The sequence below is a fragment of the Streptomyces sp. NPDC058697 genome (genome assembly GCF_042715345.1).
GTDB lineage: Bacteria > Actinomycetota > Actinomycetes > Streptomycetales > Streptomycetaceae > Streptomyces > Streptomyces liliifuscus.
In genome coordinates this window covers 127,801-146,240 of sequence record NZ_JBHXSU010000014.1, presented here as the reverse complement: position 1 = coordinate 146,240, position 18,440 = coordinate 127,801, and the positions used below count along the sequence as shown (strand labels likewise).

General features: G+C 71.3%; 13 protein-coding genes. 5 read left to right on the top strand and 8 right to left on the bottom strand.

Annotated features, from left to right (window positions below):
- Positions 1-311 precede the first annotated feature (311 nt).
- The 6 genes from ACFWXQ_RS29515 to ACFWXQ_RS29490 form a co-directional block, all read right to left on the bottom strand.
- On the bottom strand, positions 312-776 hold the full coding sequence (locus ACFWXQ_RS29515; protein ID WP_383935256.1) for a hypothetical protein: 465 nt from the start codon (positions 774-776) through the stop codon (positions 312-314).
- A gap of 134 nt (positions 777-910) precedes the next feature.
- Complete coding sequence (locus ACFWXQ_RS29510; protein ID WP_383935258.1) at positions 911-1,831, bottom strand: helix-turn-helix domain-containing protein; 921 nt, start codon at positions 1,829-1,831, stop codon at positions 911-913.
- 148 nt (positions 1,832-1,979) lie between these two features.
- Positions 1,980-2,888, bottom strand: a complete 909-nt coding sequence (locus ACFWXQ_RS29505; protein ID WP_383935260.1) for a hypothetical protein — start codon at positions 2,886-2,888, stop codon at positions 1,980-1,982.
- A 2-nt stretch (positions 2,889-2,890) separates the two neighbouring features.
- A complete protein-coding gene (locus ACFWXQ_RS29500; RefSeq protein ID WP_383935471.1) occupies positions 2,891-4,618 on the bottom strand; it encodes a sulfite reductase flavoprotein subunit alpha in 1,728 nt (575 codons plus the stop codon).
- Between the two features lie 5 nt (positions 4,619-4,623).
- On the bottom strand, positions 4,624-10,170 hold the full coding sequence (locus ACFWXQ_RS29495; RefSeq protein WP_383935262.1) for a glutamate synthase-related protein: 5,547 nt from the start codon (positions 10,168-10,170) through the stop codon (positions 4,624-4,626).
- Between the two features lie 248 nt (positions 10,171-10,418).
- Positions 10,419-11,018 carry a TetR/AcrR family transcriptional regulator gene (locus tag ACFWXQ_RS29490; protein ID WP_383935264.1) on the bottom strand — a complete coding sequence of 200 codons (600 nt, stop codon included), beginning with the start codon at positions 11,016-11,018 and terminating at the stop codon, positions 10,419-10,421.
- A gap of 127 nt (positions 11,019-11,145) precedes the next feature.
- On the opposite strand from ACFWXQ_RS29490, the gene ACFWXQ_RS29485 reads away from it, so the two are divergent.
- Complete coding sequence (locus ACFWXQ_RS29485) at positions 11,146-11,916, top strand: SDR family NAD(P)-dependent oxidoreductase (RefSeq protein WP_383935266.1); 771 nt, start codon at positions 11,146-11,148, stop codon at positions 11,914-11,916.
- A gap of 97 nt (positions 11,917-12,013) precedes the next feature.
- On the opposite strand, the gene ACFWXQ_RS29480 is transcribed toward ACFWXQ_RS29485, so the two are convergent.
- Positions 12,014-12,787, bottom strand: coding sequence for a polysaccharide deacetylase family protein (locus ACFWXQ_RS29480; RefSeq protein ID WP_383935268.1), 774 nt, complete (start codon positions 12,785-12,787; stop codon positions 12,014-12,016).
- Positions 12,788-13,067: 280 nt separating this feature from the next.
- Here ACFWXQ_RS29480 and ACFWXQ_RS29475 point away from each other — a divergent pair, with 280 nt between their 5' ends.
- The gene (locus ACFWXQ_RS29475; RefSeq protein WP_383935270.1) at positions 13,068-13,523 is read left to right on the top strand and encodes a hypothetical protein; all 456 of its coding nucleotides are present in this window, start codon (positions 13,068-13,070) and stop codon (positions 13,521-13,523) included.
- Positions 13,524-13,558: 35 nt separating this feature from the next.
- A complete protein-coding gene (locus ACFWXQ_RS29470) occupies positions 13,559-14,116 on the top strand; it encodes a hypothetical protein (protein ID WP_383935271.1) in 558 nt (185 codons plus the stop codon).
- Here the strand turns inward: ACFWXQ_RS29470 and ACFWXQ_RS29465 are convergent.
- Positions 14,106-15,341, bottom strand: coding sequence for an Ig-like domain-containing protein (locus tag ACFWXQ_RS29465; protein ID WP_386269524.1), 1,236 nt, complete (start codon positions 15,339-15,341; stop codon positions 14,106-14,108). The genes ACFWXQ_RS29470 and ACFWXQ_RS29465 overlap by 11 nt on opposite strands.
- 255 nt (positions 15,342-15,596) lie before the next feature.
- Here ACFWXQ_RS29465 and ACFWXQ_RS29460 point away from each other — a divergent pair, with 255 nt between their 5' ends.
- Both ACFWXQ_RS29460 and murJ read left to right on the top strand, forming a co-directional pair.
- Positions 15,597-16,808: a lipid II:glycine glycyltransferase FemX gene (locus tag ACFWXQ_RS29460; RefSeq protein ID WP_383935275.1), complete on the top strand. Its 1,212-nt coding sequence runs from the start codon at positions 15,597-15,599 to the stop codon at positions 16,806-16,808.
- Positions 16,805-18,433 (top strand): murein biosynthesis integral membrane protein MurJ, encoded by a 1,629-nt coding sequence (murJ, locus tag ACFWXQ_RS29455; protein WP_383935277.1) that lies wholly within the window; start codon positions 16,805-16,807, stop codon positions 18,431-18,433. The genes ACFWXQ_RS29460 and murJ overlap by 4 nt, the downstream gene beginning before the upstream one ends.
- The last annotated feature ends 7 nt before the right edge of the window (positions 18,434-18,440 follow it).

Below are 18,440 nucleotides of genomic sequence, written 5' to 3'. Positions count from 1 at the left end.
TCGTTCGCGCACGGTCAAACCGGCCTCGCCAAGACCAAGCTCATGTCGCTTCGTAGCGATGTGTTTCGCAGGCAGTGCGTCTCGATCTTGATGACGGGTATTCGAGGATTGCTCCCACCCATGGAGGCCCGATGCCCATGACAGCCCCTTTCGCCTACAAAGGGCTTGAGTTCATGCCGACCTGGTTTGTCGTCGTGGTCGCGGTGCTGGCTGTGTTCGGGATCGTCCTGGCCATTCGGCGGGGACGCTGATCAATCCATGGTGAGCCTTGGCTCTTGGTCCGCCGGTGCCCAGCTCGGACTGCGGCCTCGCTAACGGCGTTGAGGGTAGGGGGTATAGATCGTCCGAGGTTCGGGCGGGAACGTCTGGTCCGGGTTGAATCGCGGCAGGTCGTACTCAGGGACGAGGAAGCTGCTGTACGTCTCCGGAGCAGAGGACTCGCCCCAGAGCACGGTGCCGGCGACTACGAAGCCGCCGAGCAACCGCTCGCCCAGGACGAAGGCCCGCGCGTCGTACCAGGGGCCGGGTACCGCTCCGCGCAGTTCCTCTTCTTCGTCGCCGGACGCCGCGCGGATGGTCAGCGAGGGGTAGTGGTCCCGGACCGACAGGGCACTTACGTCCTTGAAAAGTACTTCCAGCGTTGTCGAGTGGCCTCGTTCGCTGTCCTGCTGTCCTCTGAGCAACAGCTGACTGTGTCCGATGATGTACGTGAACAACCGGACGGGCCGCGCGAAAGCCACCGGAAGATCCACCAAGCCGACCTGCCGAGTCACCACTTGGTCTCCTGGGCCCGCGAGAAGGCCTGCGTCATCATCGTGGCACTTTATCCCTGAGCGATCACGACGGCGACGCGGCCGGCCGGACAGTCCCCCGTGCCATCCGACCGGCCATCGGTTGTACGAGCGGGACGCTATCTGGCGGTGGTCGGGCGGGTCTTGGACGAATTTGACCTCTTGGAGAGGGCGAGGGCTCCTTCCACCCGGCGGGCGGCCACCATCTGTCCGGGGGTGGTGCCGGCGATGGCGCGGAACTCGCGGTTGAGGTGGGCCTGGTCGTAGAAACCGCAGGCCGTCGAGATCTCGGTGAGGCTCGCGGCCCCGCGGTTGAGCATCGCGACGGCGTGGCGGAAGCGCAGCACCCGGGCGGACGCCTTCGGTGCCAGCCCGATCTGCCGGGTGAACCGCCGGACCAAGTACCCCTGACTCCAGCCCACTTCCGCGGCGATACGGGCGATCGGGATCGCCCCCGCGCTGTCGGCGAGGAGCTGCCAGGCATGGCCGACCTCGGGGGAGGGCTCCGGGCCGTCCCCGAGCCGGGCCAGCAACGCCTCGTCCAGCAGGTCGAACCTGGCCGCCCAGTCCGGGGTGGACGCCAGCCGCTCCACCAGCACCCGGGCCTCGGGCCCCAGGACGTCCCGGACCTCGATGGCCAGGTTCGTCAACTCGCTCATCGGCATGCCGAACAGCCGGTAGGCGCCCAGCGGTGTGAACTCGACCCGGATCGCCTCCTGGCCGCCGGGATGCACACAGATGGCGGGCCGGTCCTCAAGACCCACCACCAGCGACCCGATGCTCCCGCTGTCCCCGCCCGGTACGCCCAACCGCCGGACCTGGGAAAACGGCTCCGCCAGGCTGATCAACAGGGTCGCACGACCGGACGGCACCAACCGCGCCTCGTACGGCGAGGTCATCGCTTCCCAGTAGCCGACATAGCTGCGCAGGAACGGCCGCAACCCCGGATGCCAGGGCCGCGTGACGCGCCACAGACCACCGATCCGCGCGACGTCGACCGCGCCCGTACGCAACGTGCCGCCCCGTGCACCTTGAAGCACCGAAGGCTCCCCTCACCCCGAGGGACCGCCCTGAGCAGACCGCCTGGCAGCTCCGCAGTACCCTCGGTCCGCTGTCCGGTGTAGCAGCCGATCGTTCCGCGTGTTCCACAGTACCCATGTCGCCGCACCGAACTCACGCGCTACTAGGTCAAGTTGAGATTCCTGGCAGCGACTCCGCGAGATGTTCCCACGCCGCGTGAACGTCCTCCCCGACCATTCCGAACTGCGTGATGACCGCGACGCACCGCCCGTCCTCGTCGTCGACTTCGAGCGCCGAGGTCGGACCGTGGGCCGCCGTGGAGCGGACGAGGTGGCAGGCCCGTACCCCCGCGAGGTCGATCTCCACCGAGCTCTCCGCGACCGCCGCGAACACCCGCCCGCCGACGGTCCGGTCGGTCACGTGCACACGGCCCCCGCACGCCTGCATGGCCGCCGGGGCGAACACCGCGACGCCGATCGGCAGTCCGACGGAGCAGACGTGGTCGAGGACGGCGGGGACGACATCGACCTCGATCGGCCGGTGCTCTCCGCGATAGCGGTGGAACCCCGCGCGCCGGTTCGCCCCGCCGTCCGTCAACACCGCGTCGAGTTGGGCCAGTTGGTCGCCGTTCTCCCACGCCGGTACGTCGGGAACCACGGACGGCCCGATGGCCGGCGCCCCCGCGTCGACCGTGCGCGCGAGTCCGACCAGCACGCGGTCCCCCTCGGACAGCAGCCGCCCCTGGTGCACGGTCCGGCCCGCCGCGTCGAGCAGACGCAGGGCGACCGCACCCGTGCCCTCGTCCCGGGCGACCACCGCCGCATCGACCCCGTCGGCGTCGATGCGCAGCGCGATCGAGCCAGGGCGGACGGCGAACGCCTCACCGCGCAGGCTCGGGACCGCGTAGCTGCCGGCCTGGTCGATCCGGGCGACCGGCCCGCCGGTGACCGCCTGCACGTACTGGAAGAGCGTCAGGCACCGCGCCAGCTCCGGCATCCGCGGGTCGATCAGCCGTGCGGTGCCGTTCCGCCTGCCGCAGCAGCCCTCGAACGAGCACCCACTGTCGTGGTTCGCCATGCTCAGTACACGTCCCGTACGTAGCGCTTCGCCCGGCGCAGCTCCGCCAGGTACTCCGCCGCGTCGTCGTCCCCGCGTCCGCGCTGCTCGGCGATGACGCCCAGCAGGGCCGCCTCGACGTCCTTCGCCATACGGGAGGCGTCGCCGCAGACGTAGACGTGCGCGCCCTCCTCCAGCCACCCGTACAGCTCGCGCGACCGCTCCCGCATCCGCGTCTGCACGTACACCTTCTCGGCCCGGTCGCGCGAGAACGCGAGGTCCAGTTCGGTGAGCACGCCGTCCTTCCGCAGCCGGGTCAGCTCGTCCTCGTACACGAAGTCCGTCTCGCGGTGCCTGTCGCCGAAGAACAGCCAGTTGCGGCCGGCGGCCCCCCGCGCGGCGCGCTCGTGCAGGAAGCCGCGGAACGGTGCGACGCCCGTGCCGGGGCCGATCATGACCATCGGGGCGTCGTCGTCCGCCGGGACGCCGAAGGAGGCGTTCGGCTGCACGAAAACCCCGACGGCCGCGTCCTCGCCGACCCGGTCCGCGAGGTACGTCGAGGCGACGCCCTCGTACGCCCGGTTCCCGGTGCCGTACCGGACGGACGCGACCGTGAGGTGGACGCGGCCCGGGTGCGCGAGCGGGCTCGACGAGATCGAGTACTGCCGTGCCTGCAACGGCCGCAGCAGCGGCAGGAGTTCGGGCAGTGCCGGTGCGGCGGCGGGTCCCGCGTCGCGGAGCAGGTCGAGCACATCCCGGCCCCAGAGCCAGGAGTCGAGGTCGGACCGGTCGCCGTGCGCGACGACCGCGGCCAGCTCGCTCGACGGGGCACGCTCGACAAGATCGGCGATCAGCTCCTTCGACGGGGTGCGGATCTCCCGTTCGGTGCGCAGGAGTTCGGTGGCCGCCTCGTCGCCGGCCGTACCGAGGTGTGCCAGCAACTCCCCTACCAGCGAAGGGTCGTTCACCGGTACGACGGCCAGCGCGTCCCCGGCCTCGTACGTGATGCCGCTGTCGCCGAGGTCGAACTCGTAGTGGCGGATCTCCTTCGCGCTGTGCGGCGCGGACAGGAGCCGGTTGATGGCGAGCCGGGACTGGTAGGGGGTGCGCTTGTTCCACTGGGAGCGGGGCTTCTTCGGTGCCTCCGCGGCGCCGCCCCCCGTGCCCTTCGCGCCGGTCTCGGCGGCGACCAGGTCGAGCACCGCCGCCGTCCACTCCGCCGCGGGCTCCTCGAAGTCCACGTCGCAGTCGACGCGTTCGTGCAGCCGGGTCGCCCCGAGCTGCTCCAGCCGGGTGTCGATGAGCTTCGCGGCCTGGCAGAAGTCGTCGTAGCCCCGGTCGCCGAGCCCGAGTACCGAGTAGCGCACGCCTTCGAGGCGCGGGACCGTGTCGGACTGCAACGCCTCCCAGAACAGCACGGCGTTGTCCGGCATCTCGCCCTCGCCGTACGTCGAGGTGACGACGATGACGTGGGACATCGCGGCGAGCGCCTCGGGCGTGACGTCGTCGAGCGCGGTGGCCCGCCCGCCCAGGCCGCGCGCACGGGCACCGGCGACCACGTCGTCGGCCACCAGCTCGGCGTTGCCGGTCTGCGTGCCGATCAGCACGTCGATCGTGGCCGCGGGCGCGTCGGCGCCGGCGCTGTCCCGGTGTCCTGCGGCCGCGATCCCGGCGATGAACCCGGCCAGCCAGGCCTCCTGTTGGGCGGAGAACGGCGCGTCGGCCGGGATCAGCGACCCGGTCGGGGGCATGAGCGTCACGTGGTCACCGTCTCGGTCGGGGCCTGCGGGGCGCGGCGCGTGGCGATGTCCTCCAGGGCCGCCGTCGCGAGCAGCTCGTCGAAGCGGGCGGCACGCACCCGGCCCGCGTTCTTCGTGGTCTGGTGGACGATCCAGCCGTAGGTGCCGGGGGCGTCCACGCTGAGGTTGTTGCGCTGCTTCAGCGCGCGCTTGTAGTCGTCGAGGCGCTTGCTCGCGATGAGCGTGGCCAGCTCGTCGTCGTCGAACCGCTCCAGCGTGCCGCGCAGGTACTTCACCACCCGCTGCTTGACGAAGAAGTCCTCGGTGAGGACGAGGTTGCGGACGGCCCCGGCGACCCGGGGGTCGTCCGGGCCGGTGGCCCCCGGCACCCGTTGCAGCGCGAGATCCTGTGCGACACCGAGCACGGTGTACGACGACAGCAGCGAGAACATGTCGTCGCTGCCCTGGTCACCGAAGGCCGGGGCGCGGCCGCCGAGCACGGCACGGCGGTCACGGTAGTCGACCTTGAACGCGCGGAGCTTGTCGGTGGCGATCGAGGTGGCGAGTTCGTCGAGCAACTCGCCCCGGGTCGCCGCCGCGAGGATCTCCCCGGCGTCCTGGTACAGGAGCAGCGCGCGGGGCATCCCGCAGTACACGTACTGCCGTTCGGACTCCCAGTCCTCCAACAGCCGTGCCGCGAGCGGCGAGTCGGTCGCCTCCACATGCCAGGCCAGCAACAGCCGTACGGCCGCCTCGTGGAAGTCGCCGTGCGCGGTGTCGGTCACCGGGAACACGAGCAGCGAGTCGGCGCTGACCCGGTCGCGGAGTTCGCCCGACGGGTCGTACTGATAGAGGAACCCGCCGCTCATGCCGTTCCCGAGGCCCTTGCCGAAGCCGCCGAGGTTCAGGACCGTACCGCCGGTCATGTACTCGCAGCCGAAGTCGCCGAGCCCCTCGACGACAGCGGTCGCGCCCGAGTTGCGCACGGCGAACCGGTCACCGGCCTCCCCCTGCACGAACGTCCGCCCGCCGGTGGCGCCGAACAGCGCGAAGTTCCCGACGAGTACGTTCCCGCCGCGCTCGGCGCTGCCGCCGCCCGGGGCGCGCACGACGATCCGGCCGCCGCTCTGGCTCTTGCCGACGCCGTCGTTCGCGGTGCCGGTGTGTTCGAGGGTGATGCCGTCGTTGCAGAACACGCCGTACGACTGGCCGGCGGACCCGGTGGTACGGATCCGTACGGCGTCGTCGACGAGGCGGCGGCGCCCGCGGTCGTCGGTCGTGACCGCGGGAACGACGCCGTTGAACTCGTGGTTGAGCAGCCGTTCCACGTCGATGCCGAGCTGCCCGCCCACCGACTTGTCGCTGTTGCCGAGGCGGATGCCGTCCACGAGCACGGCCGGCTCGCGCCGGTCGACGAGCGCGGCACGCACCCGCTCGATGAGGGCGTCGTCGGTGGTGAAGTCCTTCTTCAGGTACTCCGGGTCCTCGACGACCTTCTCGGGCACGTGCGCGAGCAGGCGGCGGACGTCGAGGCGGCCCACGCTCGCCGGGTGGTCGAGGAGCTGCAGCAGATCCGTACGCCCCCGGGCCTCGCGCAGCGAGCGCAGCCCGAGCCGGGCGAGGATCTGCCGGACGTCGTGCGCGATGTTGAGCAGGTACTGGGCGAGCGCGCGCGGATCGCCCTCGAAGGCCTCGGAGTTGGTGGTGAGTCCGGCGGGGCACTTCACGTTGCAGTTCTTCGCCATGACGCAGCCGAGCATCATGAGCGCGGTCGTCCCGAACTCGAAGCTGTCGCCCCCGAGCAGCGCCGAGGTCACGACGTCGCCGCCGGTCTGGTGCGCGCCGGAGCAGCGCAGGACGACCTTCTGCCGCAACCCGTTGGCCACGAGGGCCTGATGGACCTCGGCCACACCGATCTCCGCCGAACGCCCCGCGTACTTGAGGCTGGTGACGGCCGCCGCGCCCGTACCGCCCGTGTTCCCGGCGACGTTGATGACGTCCGCGCCGGCCTTGGCGACACCGACCGCGATGGTGCCGATGCCCTCGGAGGACACGAGCTTCACGATCACCCGTACCCGCGCGGCCTTGCAGTCGTGGATGAGCTGGGCCAGGTCCTCGATGGAGTACGTGTCGTGGTGGGGCGGAGGCGAGATCAGCTCGATGCCGGGCGTGCCGCCACGGGCCGCCGCGATGTCGACGGTGACCTTCGGCGCGGGCAACTGGCCGCCCTCGCCCGGCTTGGCGCCCTGCCCGATCTTGATCTCCAGCTCCTGGAGCATCGGGTCGGCGAGATAGCCCGCCCAGATACCGAAACGGCCGGACGCGAACTGCTTGATCCGGGAGCCGCGGATGGTGCCGTACCGGGTGTGGTGCTCGCCGCCCTCGCCGCTGTTGGACATCGCGCCGACCATGTTCGTGCCGTGCGCGACGGCCTCGTGCGCGGTCGCCACGAGCGCGCCGTGGCTCATCGCGCCGGAGGCGAGCGCGCGGGTGATCTCGTGCGCGGGCTGCACGTCGGAGAGCGGGACGCTGTCGGGTGCGCTGTCGAGGAGCGCGAGGAGACGGGCGGCGGTGCCGGTGGCGGTGACCAGGACGCCGTCGGCATCCGCCCGGAGCGTCTCGGCCTCGCCCGGGTGCGCGAGGGCGAGACCGTCGGCGAGGGCGATGTGGCGCTCGGCGTCACCGTCGAGGCTCAGCCGGACGGTCACCGTTCCCGGGGTCCGGTCCACGACGGTCGCGACCACGCCCCGGACCGTGACGCTCGCGTTGCCGCTGGTGGAGAACCGGCCCAGCTCACGGGCGAAGTCCTCCGGGGTGCGCAGCCCGGTGACATCGGCGGGCAGCGCGAGCACATCACGCAGTGCCGCCGGCCGGCGCGACCGCTCCTCGTGGGTGGTCCGCAGAAAGGCGCGGTACCCGGGCGTGATCCGGAACGCGTCGATCTCGGCCTCGCTGAGGGCGTCGTACCCGGTGTCGCGGTACGCGGCGTCGGTGATGCCGAACGCGTCGTCGAGCTGGCCGAGGGTGAGCAGGCGGAGCCCCTCCGAATCGCTCGCGCGCCCGAACTCCGGCCGCTCCTCGGTCATGTCGCCGAATCCGCGTACGGCCGTGACGCCGAAGGAGTGCCCGGCACCGTCCGACCGCTCCTTGAACAGTCCGAGCAGCGGAATCTGCTGCTCGGTCTCCACGGAACGGGCCCGCTCGTGCCACTCCGTCGCGGCCTGGGCGATGCGGGCGAACCCGACCCCGCCGACCGGCGCCTCCATGTGCGGGAAGGCCCGCGCGAACACGTCGTCGCGGGTGTCGAGGTAGTTCGGCTCGAAGAAGGCGCCGCCGATGTAGCTCTCGGCGGTGCACAGCCCGACGCGGCCCATGGTCTTGGCGAGCGCCTTCTCGGCCGCCTTGCGGAACCTCGCCAACGCCCGGTCGGTCTCGGTGACTTCGCCCGCGGGGGCGGGAGCGCTCGGGTGCTTCTCCTCCGCCCGCAGCCGCGCGCTGAGGCTGTAGACGGCCGCGGCGCCGAAGCCGAGCGCGGTGGCGACGTGGTGCGACGACGGCAGCTGCCCGCTCTCCGCGACGATCGAGACGCGCAGCCGCAGCCCGGTCTCGATGAGCCGCTGGTTCACGGCCGCGACGGCGAGGACGACGGGCAGCGGCGCCCGTGTGGACGAGATCGCCCGGTCGGAGAGGACGGCGATGCCACCCCCGTCCGCGGCGAACTGCTCGACACCGTCGCAGAGTTGCTCAAGCGCGGTCCGGAGCGCGTCGGCGTTCGCGGTCTCGTCCCCGCCCACCGGCTCGTAGAGCATGTCGAACCGCTCCAAAGGCACGATCCGCTGATCCCGCAGCCGCACCATGTCCAGATGCCCCAGCACGGGCGAGGAGACGACGAGCTGCCGCCCGCCGGCACTCCCGGCGCTCCCCGTGCCGTCGGGCTTGGGTCCGAGCGCGACCCGCATGCTCATGCCGTCGGCCTCGCGGATGCTGTCCAGCGGCGGGTTCGTGACCTGGGCGAACCGCTGCGAGAAGTACTTCGCCATGCCGCCCTCGGTGTCGCTGAGCGCGTTGATGGCGTTGCCGTACCCCATCGCGGAGATCCGCTCCGACCCGTTGGCGAGCATCGGGTCGAGCATGAACCGGAAGCTCTCCTGGTTCAGCGCGTACGCCACGTAGCGGCCGGCGAGCGTGAGGTCACCGTCGTAGCCGAGGGTGGTCGTGCCGCGGTAGTAGTCGGGGGCGGGCAGGTCGTCGAGGTTCACCCGTGCTGTGTCGAGCAGTTCGGAGTACGGCCGACGCGCGGCGAGGGCGTCGAGCACCTCGCGCGTACGCATCCGCCGCCCGCTGCGATGATCGACGACGAGCATGCCGCCGGCCTCGATACGCCCCCGGTGCACGACCTCCTCATCGGGGAAGGCGACCTGCCCCGCCTCAGACGCCACCATCAGATACTCGGCGGTCTCGACGGTACGCAGGGGCCGCAGCCCGAGCCGGTCGAGGCGGGCACCGATGACGTCCCCGTCGCTGAAGATGACGGCGGCGGGCCCGTCGTTCTTCTCCTCGTACAGGGAGAAGTATTCGAGCATGTCCCGCACGGCGACGGGCAGGGAGCGGTCGTTCTCCCAGGCGGGCGGCATGAGCGACACGACGGCCTCGACGAGGTCGAGCCCGTCGTCGAACACCCGGCTCTGCAGGGTCTGGTCGAGCCGGCTGGAGTCGGACTGCCCGGGCGGCCGCACGATGCTCCGGGTCCGGGCACGCGCCAGCGCCTCATCGCTCAGCCGGTTCTTGCGGTCGGTGTTCAGCTCCCCGTTGTGCGCCATGAGCCGGAACGGCTGCGCCATGGTCGGATGCGGCTCGGTGTTGGTGGAGAACCGGGTGTGGAAATACAGCGACCGCACGGAGTGCCGGGGATCGACGAGATCCCGGAAGTGGCGAATAACCTCACCGGAGTTGAGCCGCCCCTTGAGCACCTGCGTGCGCGCGCTCAGCGACAGCGCGTACAGCCCGGCGTACCGGTCCGTGTCGTCGGCGTAGGCGACGGCCTCGACGGCGAGCAGGGCGCGGTTGGCGGCGGTGTCGACGTCGGCACGTGCCCAGTGCTCGGGCGCCCGGAACACCCACTGCACGATGGGCAGTTGGTACGTCTCGGCGGCGGGCGGGGCAACGCCGTGATCCACCGGCACGTCCCGTACGAGCAGTACGTCGAAGCCCTGCTCGGCGATGCTGCGGCCGACGAGTTCGACGGCGGCGTCGCGGCGCCCGGCACCGTCGGGCGCGTCGGCACCGGTCGGCACGAAGCAGTTGGCGACGCCGAAGTGGCCGGCGCGCAGCTCCTCGCCGGTGATCGCGCGGAAGAACTCCACCGACAGGTCGACGCTCACGCCTCCGCCGTCGCCGACACCCTCGGCGGATGTGCCGCCACGGTGCGGGATGGCGCGGAGCGCCTCGTCGCCCCTGCGGATGACGTCGTGGCTCGGTGCCCCGTCGAGGCGGGTGATGAAGCCGACGCCACAGGCGCTGTGCTCGCGGGCAGGGTCGTACAGACCGAAGGTGGGGCGCTTCAAGTGCGGGTCCTCTGAGCGATTGCGGCTGGGGGTGCCTCCCAGGCCCTTGATGCACTGGGGGAGGACGGCCAGGCTGCGTCGCTGAAGCGCTCGCCGCGGGCGGACCGGCGTACCGGCCGAGACCCTGAGTGGTGCGAATGGGTACGGTAAGGCTTACCTAACTTCCACCGCAAGTGTGTGCCTTGCTTCCGCCCTGCCCGGACGTGCGTGTTCCCGGCCGTACGGCCCGCTCGGCCGCGGAGCGCGTCTCACCCGGTGGTCGCGCGCAGGTGGGCGATGCCGGTGTCGAGCGCCGCCCTGAGGTGGGTCGAGTCGCCCGTGGACATCATGATGGTCACGCCTCCCTGGATGCCCGCCAGCAGTGCCGCGGCCGTCCGGTCCACGTCGAGGTCCGGTGACACCAGGCCCTTCGCCTGGAGGGCGCGGATGCCGCGGGCGAGCTGCTGCTGCCACTGGCGCATCAGCTCGGTCACGATCGCCCGCGCGCCGGGGCGGGACCGCCCGACCTGCAGGAACAGTGCACCCAAGGGGCAGTGGTCGCCCTGGAGTTCATAGCGTTCCACCACCAGCTCCCGCCACTGCTGCCAGGACTCCCACGAGTCGAGACGGCCCAGGTGCGGCTGCTGGTCCTCCAGGACGCGGTCGGCCTCGAACCGGGCCACGGCCAGCAGCAGTTCGTCCTTGCCGTCGGGGAAGTAGTGGAAGAGCTGGCTCTTGCTCGTGCCGGTGCGGCCGCGGATGTCGTCGAGCGTCGTGACGGCGACACCCTGCTCGCGCAGCACCTCGGCGGCCCCCTCGACGATGCGGGCCCGTGTGGCGCGGCCCTTCGCGGTCGGCGCGTGCGGCATCCGGCGTCCTCTCCTCGTCTCCCCGTCTCCTCGTCCGGCGTCTCAAGGTACATCCATTCTGGACTTGCTGGTCCATTTTCTGGGACGCACAGTGGTCCGCACACCGCGAGGCAAGGGAGATCACGTCATGGGTGAACGGCTGCGGAACAAGAAGGCGCTGGTCACGGGGTCGACCAGCAATATCGGGCAGGCGATCGCCGAGGCGTTCGCCGCCGAGGGGGCCCACGTCATCGTGTCCGGGCGGAACCGGGAACGGGGGGCACGGGTCGTCGACGGTATTCGCGCGTCCGGCGGCCGGGCGGACTTCCTGGCGGCGGACCTCGACGGCAGCAAGGAGGCCTCCAGGGACCTGGCGGACCGCGCCCGTGAGACCTTGGGCGGGCGGATCGACATCCTGGTGAACAACGCCGGCATCTACCCGGCCTCCGGAACCGTCGACACCGACGAGAAGACGTTCGACCAGGTCTTCGGAGTGAACGTGAAGGCGCCGTTCTTCCTCACCGCCGCCGTCGTCCCGGCCATGGCGGAGTCCGGTGGCGGGGCGATCATCAACCTCGGCTCGTGGATCGCGCGCCTGGGCATTCCCGTCGGCGCGCTCTACAGCTCGACCAAGGGCGCGATGGAGACCCTCACGAGGGCATGGGCGGCGGAGTTCGGCCCCATGGGCGTGCGCGTGAACGCCGTCTCACCGGGGGTGATTTTGCCCCCGGCCCCGGAGGGCGGCGAGCCCCATCCGGGCGAGATCATGATGAAGGGCACCCCGGCCGGCGGCGTCGGCACGCCGGACGCCATCGCCCATGCCGTGGTCTGGCTGGCCGGCGACGAAGCGGCCTTCGTGCACGGAACCGTGGTCGACGTCGACGGGGGCAGGACGGGCGTCGCCGTCATCGCGGCGTAGAGCGCGCGGCCGGAACTTCCCCGGGCGGCCCGCCGCAACCCCCACGGCACCCGGCGGCCCGAGTCCGTCAGGGCCGCCGGCTGAACACCGTGAGACGTCAGCGCACCGGGAAGCCGAAGGAGTAACCCTGCGCCTTGAGCCGGGGCAGGATCCGGTTCAGGGCCTCGACGGTCTGGGAGCGGTCGCCTCCCGCGTCGTGGAAGAGGAGCGTCGGCCCGTTCGGCACCTCCTGCTCGACGGTGGCGACGATGGCGTCCGTGCCCGGCCGCTCGAAGTCCTTGCTGTCCACGTTCCAGCCCAGCGGGCGCATCCCGCGGGAGGCGGCGAGTTCGCGGCTGTAGGGGGTGAAGGCCCCGCCGGGCGCCCGGTAGTACATCGGACGTACGCCCCCGGACGCCTTGGTGATCATGCGTTCGGCGTCGAGGATCTGCTTCGACTGGTAGGCCTGGGAGTTCTTGTCCATGGTGGTGTCGTGCGACACCGAGTGGTCGCACAGCCGGTGCCCGGCGGCGACCACCTTCTTCACGAGGTCCGGGTGGGCCTGCGCCTGCGTCCCCACCATGCAGAACGTGGCCTTCACCCCGTACTCCCGCAGTACGTCGAGGACTTGGGGCGTCCACACGGGGTCGGGGCCGTCGTCGATGGTGATGTTGACGCCGCGCGCCCCCTTGTCCGAGGCGTGCGCGATGGTCATCGCGACCGGCTTGACGTCACCGGCCGGCTCGGCCGACGCGGACCCCTTCGGCGACGAGGCGCCCACCGCACCGGCCTGCGCGGACCACGCCGACGCACCCCCGGCGGCCAACGCCACCCCCAGTGCCGCGCCGAGCACCTTGCCGTACCACCCTCGCCCGCCGCCGTGCCGTGCCATGTCCGCCCCGCTTTCCCGCAGTTCCTCGCCGATTCCCTGGCCGACGCGCGACCAACAGGAAGAAGGACGAGGAGCGGCGGCCACCGGATCCGCCCGTTACCGATCAAGGACAATCCCGGAGTGGTTCCCGGACAACTGAGCTGCCGGCGGGCGGAATTGAGCCGCTGAGGCCTGCCTGTCCGGACCGGTTCCGCCGGCGGAACCGTTTCGGCGGGTGTCCGTGTCCTCCTCCGCGGAAGGTGGTTCCACGCCGCGGAGCCACCTGCGAAGGGGGCCGGCCATGGGGCAGGTAGGCGACGGGGCACGGTGGGGCGCTCGGGCCGTCGCAGGGGTCGTCGGCCTGGCGGTGGTGTACGTGATCGGGGTGTTCGCCTTCGGCGGCGCGGGATGGATCACCGCCCCGTTCCGCGATGAGGCGGACGAGCGGGACAACCGCGACAACACGGCCGGCTCGGTCGAGTTCCGGCAGACCACGTACGAGGAGTTCTTCGGTCTGTGCGAGGCCGTGCGGAACGCCGAGGGGACGATCCAGGTGCTCCAGGAGGAGCGCAAGGCCGCCTCGGAGACCCGCACGACGCGGATCGACCAGTCGGTCACCGCGCTGAAGGCCACGCGGATCGAGTCGATCGACGCCTACAACGCGAAGGCCGCCCGGGAGCACCGCGCATCCTTCCGTGACAAGGACCTGCCGTACCAACTGAACGCCGAAACCGAGCGCACGACGTGCACCAACTGATCCCCGTCTCGTCCAAGGGAAGAGGGCAGCACCGCATGAGGAAGTTCGTACGCACGGCCCTGGCCCCCGTCGTCGCGCTCGTCGTGGGCCTCGCCCTGACGTCCTGCACCGACTCCAGCCAGGACAAGGAGAACAAGGCCAAGCAGAAGGGCTACGACCACCTGGTGGCCCAGCAGCCGGCGGGCCGCATGGAGTACTCGCCGACCCGTGAGGCGATCAACCAGTGGGTCAGGACGTGGGGGAAGCGGGGCAAGCTCTCGTACGTCTACATCCAGAACGCCAAGGGCGAGTACGGGTACTTCATCATGAAGGGCCTGCCGGTGCCGCGCTGCAAGATGCTCACCCCGACGGAGAAGGTGGAGCACTCCGACGGCGGCGTCGCGGTCCTCGCGCAGCCCGGCATGGACGGTACGTACACGACGGGGTCCACCTGCAACGCGTACTACGGCTTCGACGCCACGACGGGCGCGTACATGGAGTTCACGGTCGGCACGAACCAGTCGTTCTTCCTGTTCGACAAGCCCATGACGATGCCGGAGTACGCCAGCGCCAAGCAGCTGGGGCCGACCTCGGTGAAGGACGTCAAGAAGTAACTCGGCGCAGCGCGCTCTTCTGCTGCCACTCGCTCCACGAGAGGTTCCACGCGCCGAAGCCGTTTCCGGGCGCGACCACGCCCTTGGTGTCCTTGCCGGTGATCTCGAACGGGTCGCCGGCCCGCACCTGCCCGTAGAACCAGGCCGCGTTCGCGTCGCTCATGCCTATGCATCCGGAACTCTGGTTGGAGTTGCCGAAGTAGCGGGCGTTCCACGGGGCGGCGTGCGCGTACATGCCCGACCAGGTCAGCCGCATCGAGTGCTCGACCATCTTGTCGTAGGCGTCGCCCAGGCCCACCGTCTCGGAGTTCATGTTGATCGTGCCCTCCTTGGCCATGAGCACGGCGGTTCCGCGCCAGGAACGCTTGTCACCGCCAGGCGTTCCGCCGGAGACCGGTATCTGACGGACCGTCTTGCCGTCGCGTACAAGGGTGAGTTGGTGGCGGTCGAGGTCGACCTTGGCGATCTGCCGGGCGCCGATGGTGAAGGTGGTCGAGTAGTCGCGTACGAACCAGCCGCCGGCCGTGCCCGAGTCGGTGCCGTTCAGCTCGGCGTTCAGCGTGACCTTGGTGCCGGGCTTCCAGTACTCCTTGGGCCGCCAGTCCACCCGGTCCCGGCCCGACCAGTCGGTCAGCCAGCCCCAGGAGCCCTCGGTCCTGTTCGAGGTGGTGATCCTGAGCTGCTTCTCGACCTCGGCCCGGTTCTTCACCGGGTTGTCGAAGACCAGGGAGATCGGCTGGGCGACACCGACGGTGGCGTCGTCGCCCGGTCGCCAGTCGACCTTGTTGACCTTGTCCGCCGGAGCCGTGCTGAAGGCGGACTTGGTGCTTCCCGCCGTTCCGCCCTCGGTTCGCGTCGCCGTCGTCACCGTGTACCTCGCGCCGGGTGCGGCCTTGCGGTCGGAGACCCATGACCCGCCGTCGGCGGCGGCCTTCCCGGCGAGCTTGTGGCCCTCGGCGTCGGTGACGGTCACCGAGGTGAGCCGGCCGCCCGCGGCCGTGACCCGCACGGGCTCGCCCGCCGGGACCCGTTCTCCCTTGGGCGTGACGGTGACCGTGACAGGGCGGTCGTCGGCGCCCGGCTTGGCGTCCGCCTCGGTGCCCGGGGCGCCGGCGTTCGAGGTGCAGGCGGCGAGCGGCGCCAGCAGGGCGGCCGTGGCGGCGGCCACGACGGTGGCCCGGACGCGGGCATGGGCGAGTACGCGGGTGCGGGACGACCGGGACAACGGGACCTCCGGGAAGGACGAAAGCGAGGTGGGTGAATCGGCGATGTCGTGACTGTAGAGCCGGAAAACCCGAGGTCAGCCGTTGTGGAGCTATGTGACGGCGACTGGTGAGGAACGGTCATGGTCCGGTCACATTCGCCGGACGGATCGGTCATGGAGCGCTGTGAGCATCCTTTGCGACCCCACGAAAAGGCTCACGAAAAGGCCCGCCAAGAGGCCCGCGAAGAGGCCGGGGGAGAAGGAGAGGATCGGACTGTGTCAGCGCTGCTCGTGCCGCCCAGCCGCGTGCCCCGGCCACGGAACCCGGGCGTGGCCCTGCGGACCATCACCGCGGAGACCTACCGCGACTTCCTCGCGTCCCCCGCCGGCGCCGCCCTCGGCGCGGGTTTCCTCCAGTGCCCGTCCTGGGCCGACGTCAAGGAGGGCTGGCGTGCCCAACTCCTTGGCTGGGGGCCGGATCCGGAGGCGGGCCGGCTGACCGGCGTGGCCCTGGTGCTGCTGCGGCAGTTCCCCGGCACCCGCAAGTACTTCGCCTACCTGCCCGAGGGGCCCGTCGCCGACTGGAGCGACCCCGACGTCGACAGCTGGCTCGGCCCGCTCCTCGAACACCTGCGGCGCGTGGGCGCCTTCGCCGTACGCATCGGCCCGTCGCCCGCCTACCGGCGCTGGGAGGCGGCCCTGCTCAAGCCGCTCGCCGGACCGGGCCGGCGCCTCGGTGACGTGCTCGCCAGTGAGGTCGACCCGCTCGGCACCGCCGTCGCCGAGCGGCTGCGGGCCCGGGGCTGGCGCCGCTGCGGGGGCGACGGGACCGGCGGGAACGGGACCGGCGGGGACGGGGACGCGCAGCCCCGGCACGTCTTCCAGGTGCCGCTCGCCGGACGCACCCCGGAGGACCTGTGGTCCGGGCTCAACCAGGAGTGGCGACGCAATGTTCGCCGGGCCCGGAAGGAGGGCGTGGAGGTGGTCGTGGGCAGCGCGGCCGAACTCCCCGAGTTCCACCGGCTGTTGGGCATCACCGAGCGACGCGACGGCTTCCGCCTCGGCCGCTCGCTCGCCTACTACGAGCGTCAGTACGCGGCACTCAACGCCGAGGAACCGGGCCGGATGAAGCTGTACCTCGCCCGTCACCGGGGCGAGATCCTGGCCGCCCACACGATGATCACGGTGGGCCGCCGGGCCTGGTACCAGACCGGCGCCTCGGCCGACCACCGCCGCGAGGTCCGCCCCTCCAACGCCCTGCAGTGGCGGATGCTGCTGGACGCCCACGCCCAGGGCGCCGACGTCTACGACATGCGCGGGGTACCCTCCACTCTCGATCCTGAGGAACGTACGTACGGACTGCTGCGGTGGAAGCTCGGCACCGGGGGGCAGGTCGTCGAGACGTTGGGGGAATGGGAGAGGGCATTGGCCGGCAGCGCCAACCACGCGCTCCACCGCGCCTTCCAGGCGTACCTGAACCGCCGATGACCCATACGACACCGGCGGCCCCGACCACCACCGCACCGACGAAGACGGCGGCCCGCGGCAGTGCCGTCATGGCCGCCGGATCCATCGTCTCCCGGGCCACCGGCTTCGCCCGCTCCGCCGTCGTCGCGGCGGCGCTCGGCACCATCGGGCCGGTCGCCGACGGCTACGCGGTCGGCAACGCCCTGCCCACCATCGTCTACATGCTGCTCCTCGGCGGCGCCCTGAACGCCGTCTTCGTGCCCGAGCTGGTCAAGGCCGCCAAGGAGCACGCCGACGGGGGCGCCGCGTACACCGACCGGCTTGTCACCGTGTGCGTCGTCGCGCTGCTGGCGATCACCGCGACGGCGGTGTGGGCGGCTCCCGCGATTGTCGACGCGTACACCGACTACACCGGCCCGCAGGCGGCCATGACCACCGCTCTCGCCCGCTACTGCCTGCCACAGATCTTCTTCCTCGGCCTGTTCACGCTGCTCGGCCAAGTACTCAACGCCCGGGGCCGGTTCGGCGCGATGATGTGGGCGCCGGTCCTCAACAACCTTGTCGTCATGACCGTGTTCGGGCTGTACCTGGCGCTGGCCATGGGCGGCGGCGACACGCTCACCGCGACCGAGACCGCCGTGCTCGGCTGGGGCACCACCGCCGGTATCGCCGTCCAGGCACTCGCCCTCGTCCCCGCCCTCCGTGCGGCCCGTTTCCGCTGGCGGCCCCGTTTCGACTGGCGCGGCAGCGGACTGACCCGCCCGATGCGCGCGGCCGGCTGGCTGGTGCTGCTCGTCCTCGCCAACCAGGCCGCGTACTGGGTCACCACCCGCCTCGCCACCACCGCGGGCCTCGACGGCGGTCCCGGCTACGGCGCGTACAACAACGCCTATGCCCTGTGGGTCGTACCGCACGGCATCATCACGGTCTCCGTCGTGACCGCGCTGATGCCCCGGATGAGCGCGGCCGCCGCCGACGGGGACACCGACTCCGTACGCCGAGACGTCTCACACGCCCTGCGCGTCTGCGCCTCCGCCGTCGTCCCCGCCGCCTGCGCGCTGTTCGCCCTCGCCCAGCCGGTGATGTCCCTCGTCTTCGGATACGGCAGGACGGGCGCCGACGACACGGCCGCCATGGCCGGGATCCTGATGGCCTTCGCGCCGGGACTCATCGCCCTGTCCGGCCAGTACGTCCTGTCCCGCGCCTTCTACGCGCTCTCCGACACCCGTACGCCGTTCCTGCTCAACCTCGTGATTGTCGCCCTCAACGCGGGCCTTTCCCTGGCCGCCGACCTGCTGCCGGCCCGCTGGGCCGTGACGGGCATGGCGGCGGGGTACTCCCTTGCGCTGTGCGCTGGTTGGGCGGTGACAGGGCTGGTGCTGAGCCGCCGGCTCGCCGTCGCCCGCCCCCTGCGCTCGTCCGCCGTCGGCGCCCACGCGCGGCTGCTGCTCGCCGCCGTCCCCGCCACCGCCCTCGGCCACCTCGCGGTGCTGGGCGCGGTACGAGCCGGTGCCCTGGTCGCCGCAACTGCCGGGGCGGCTGTTGTCGTCCTCACCTTCGCTGTGCTCGCCCGTCCGCTGCGGCTCGCCGAACTCGAAGCCCTGCTCTCCGGCGTACGCCGCAGACTGACCCGGACCCGGACCTGAACCCGCG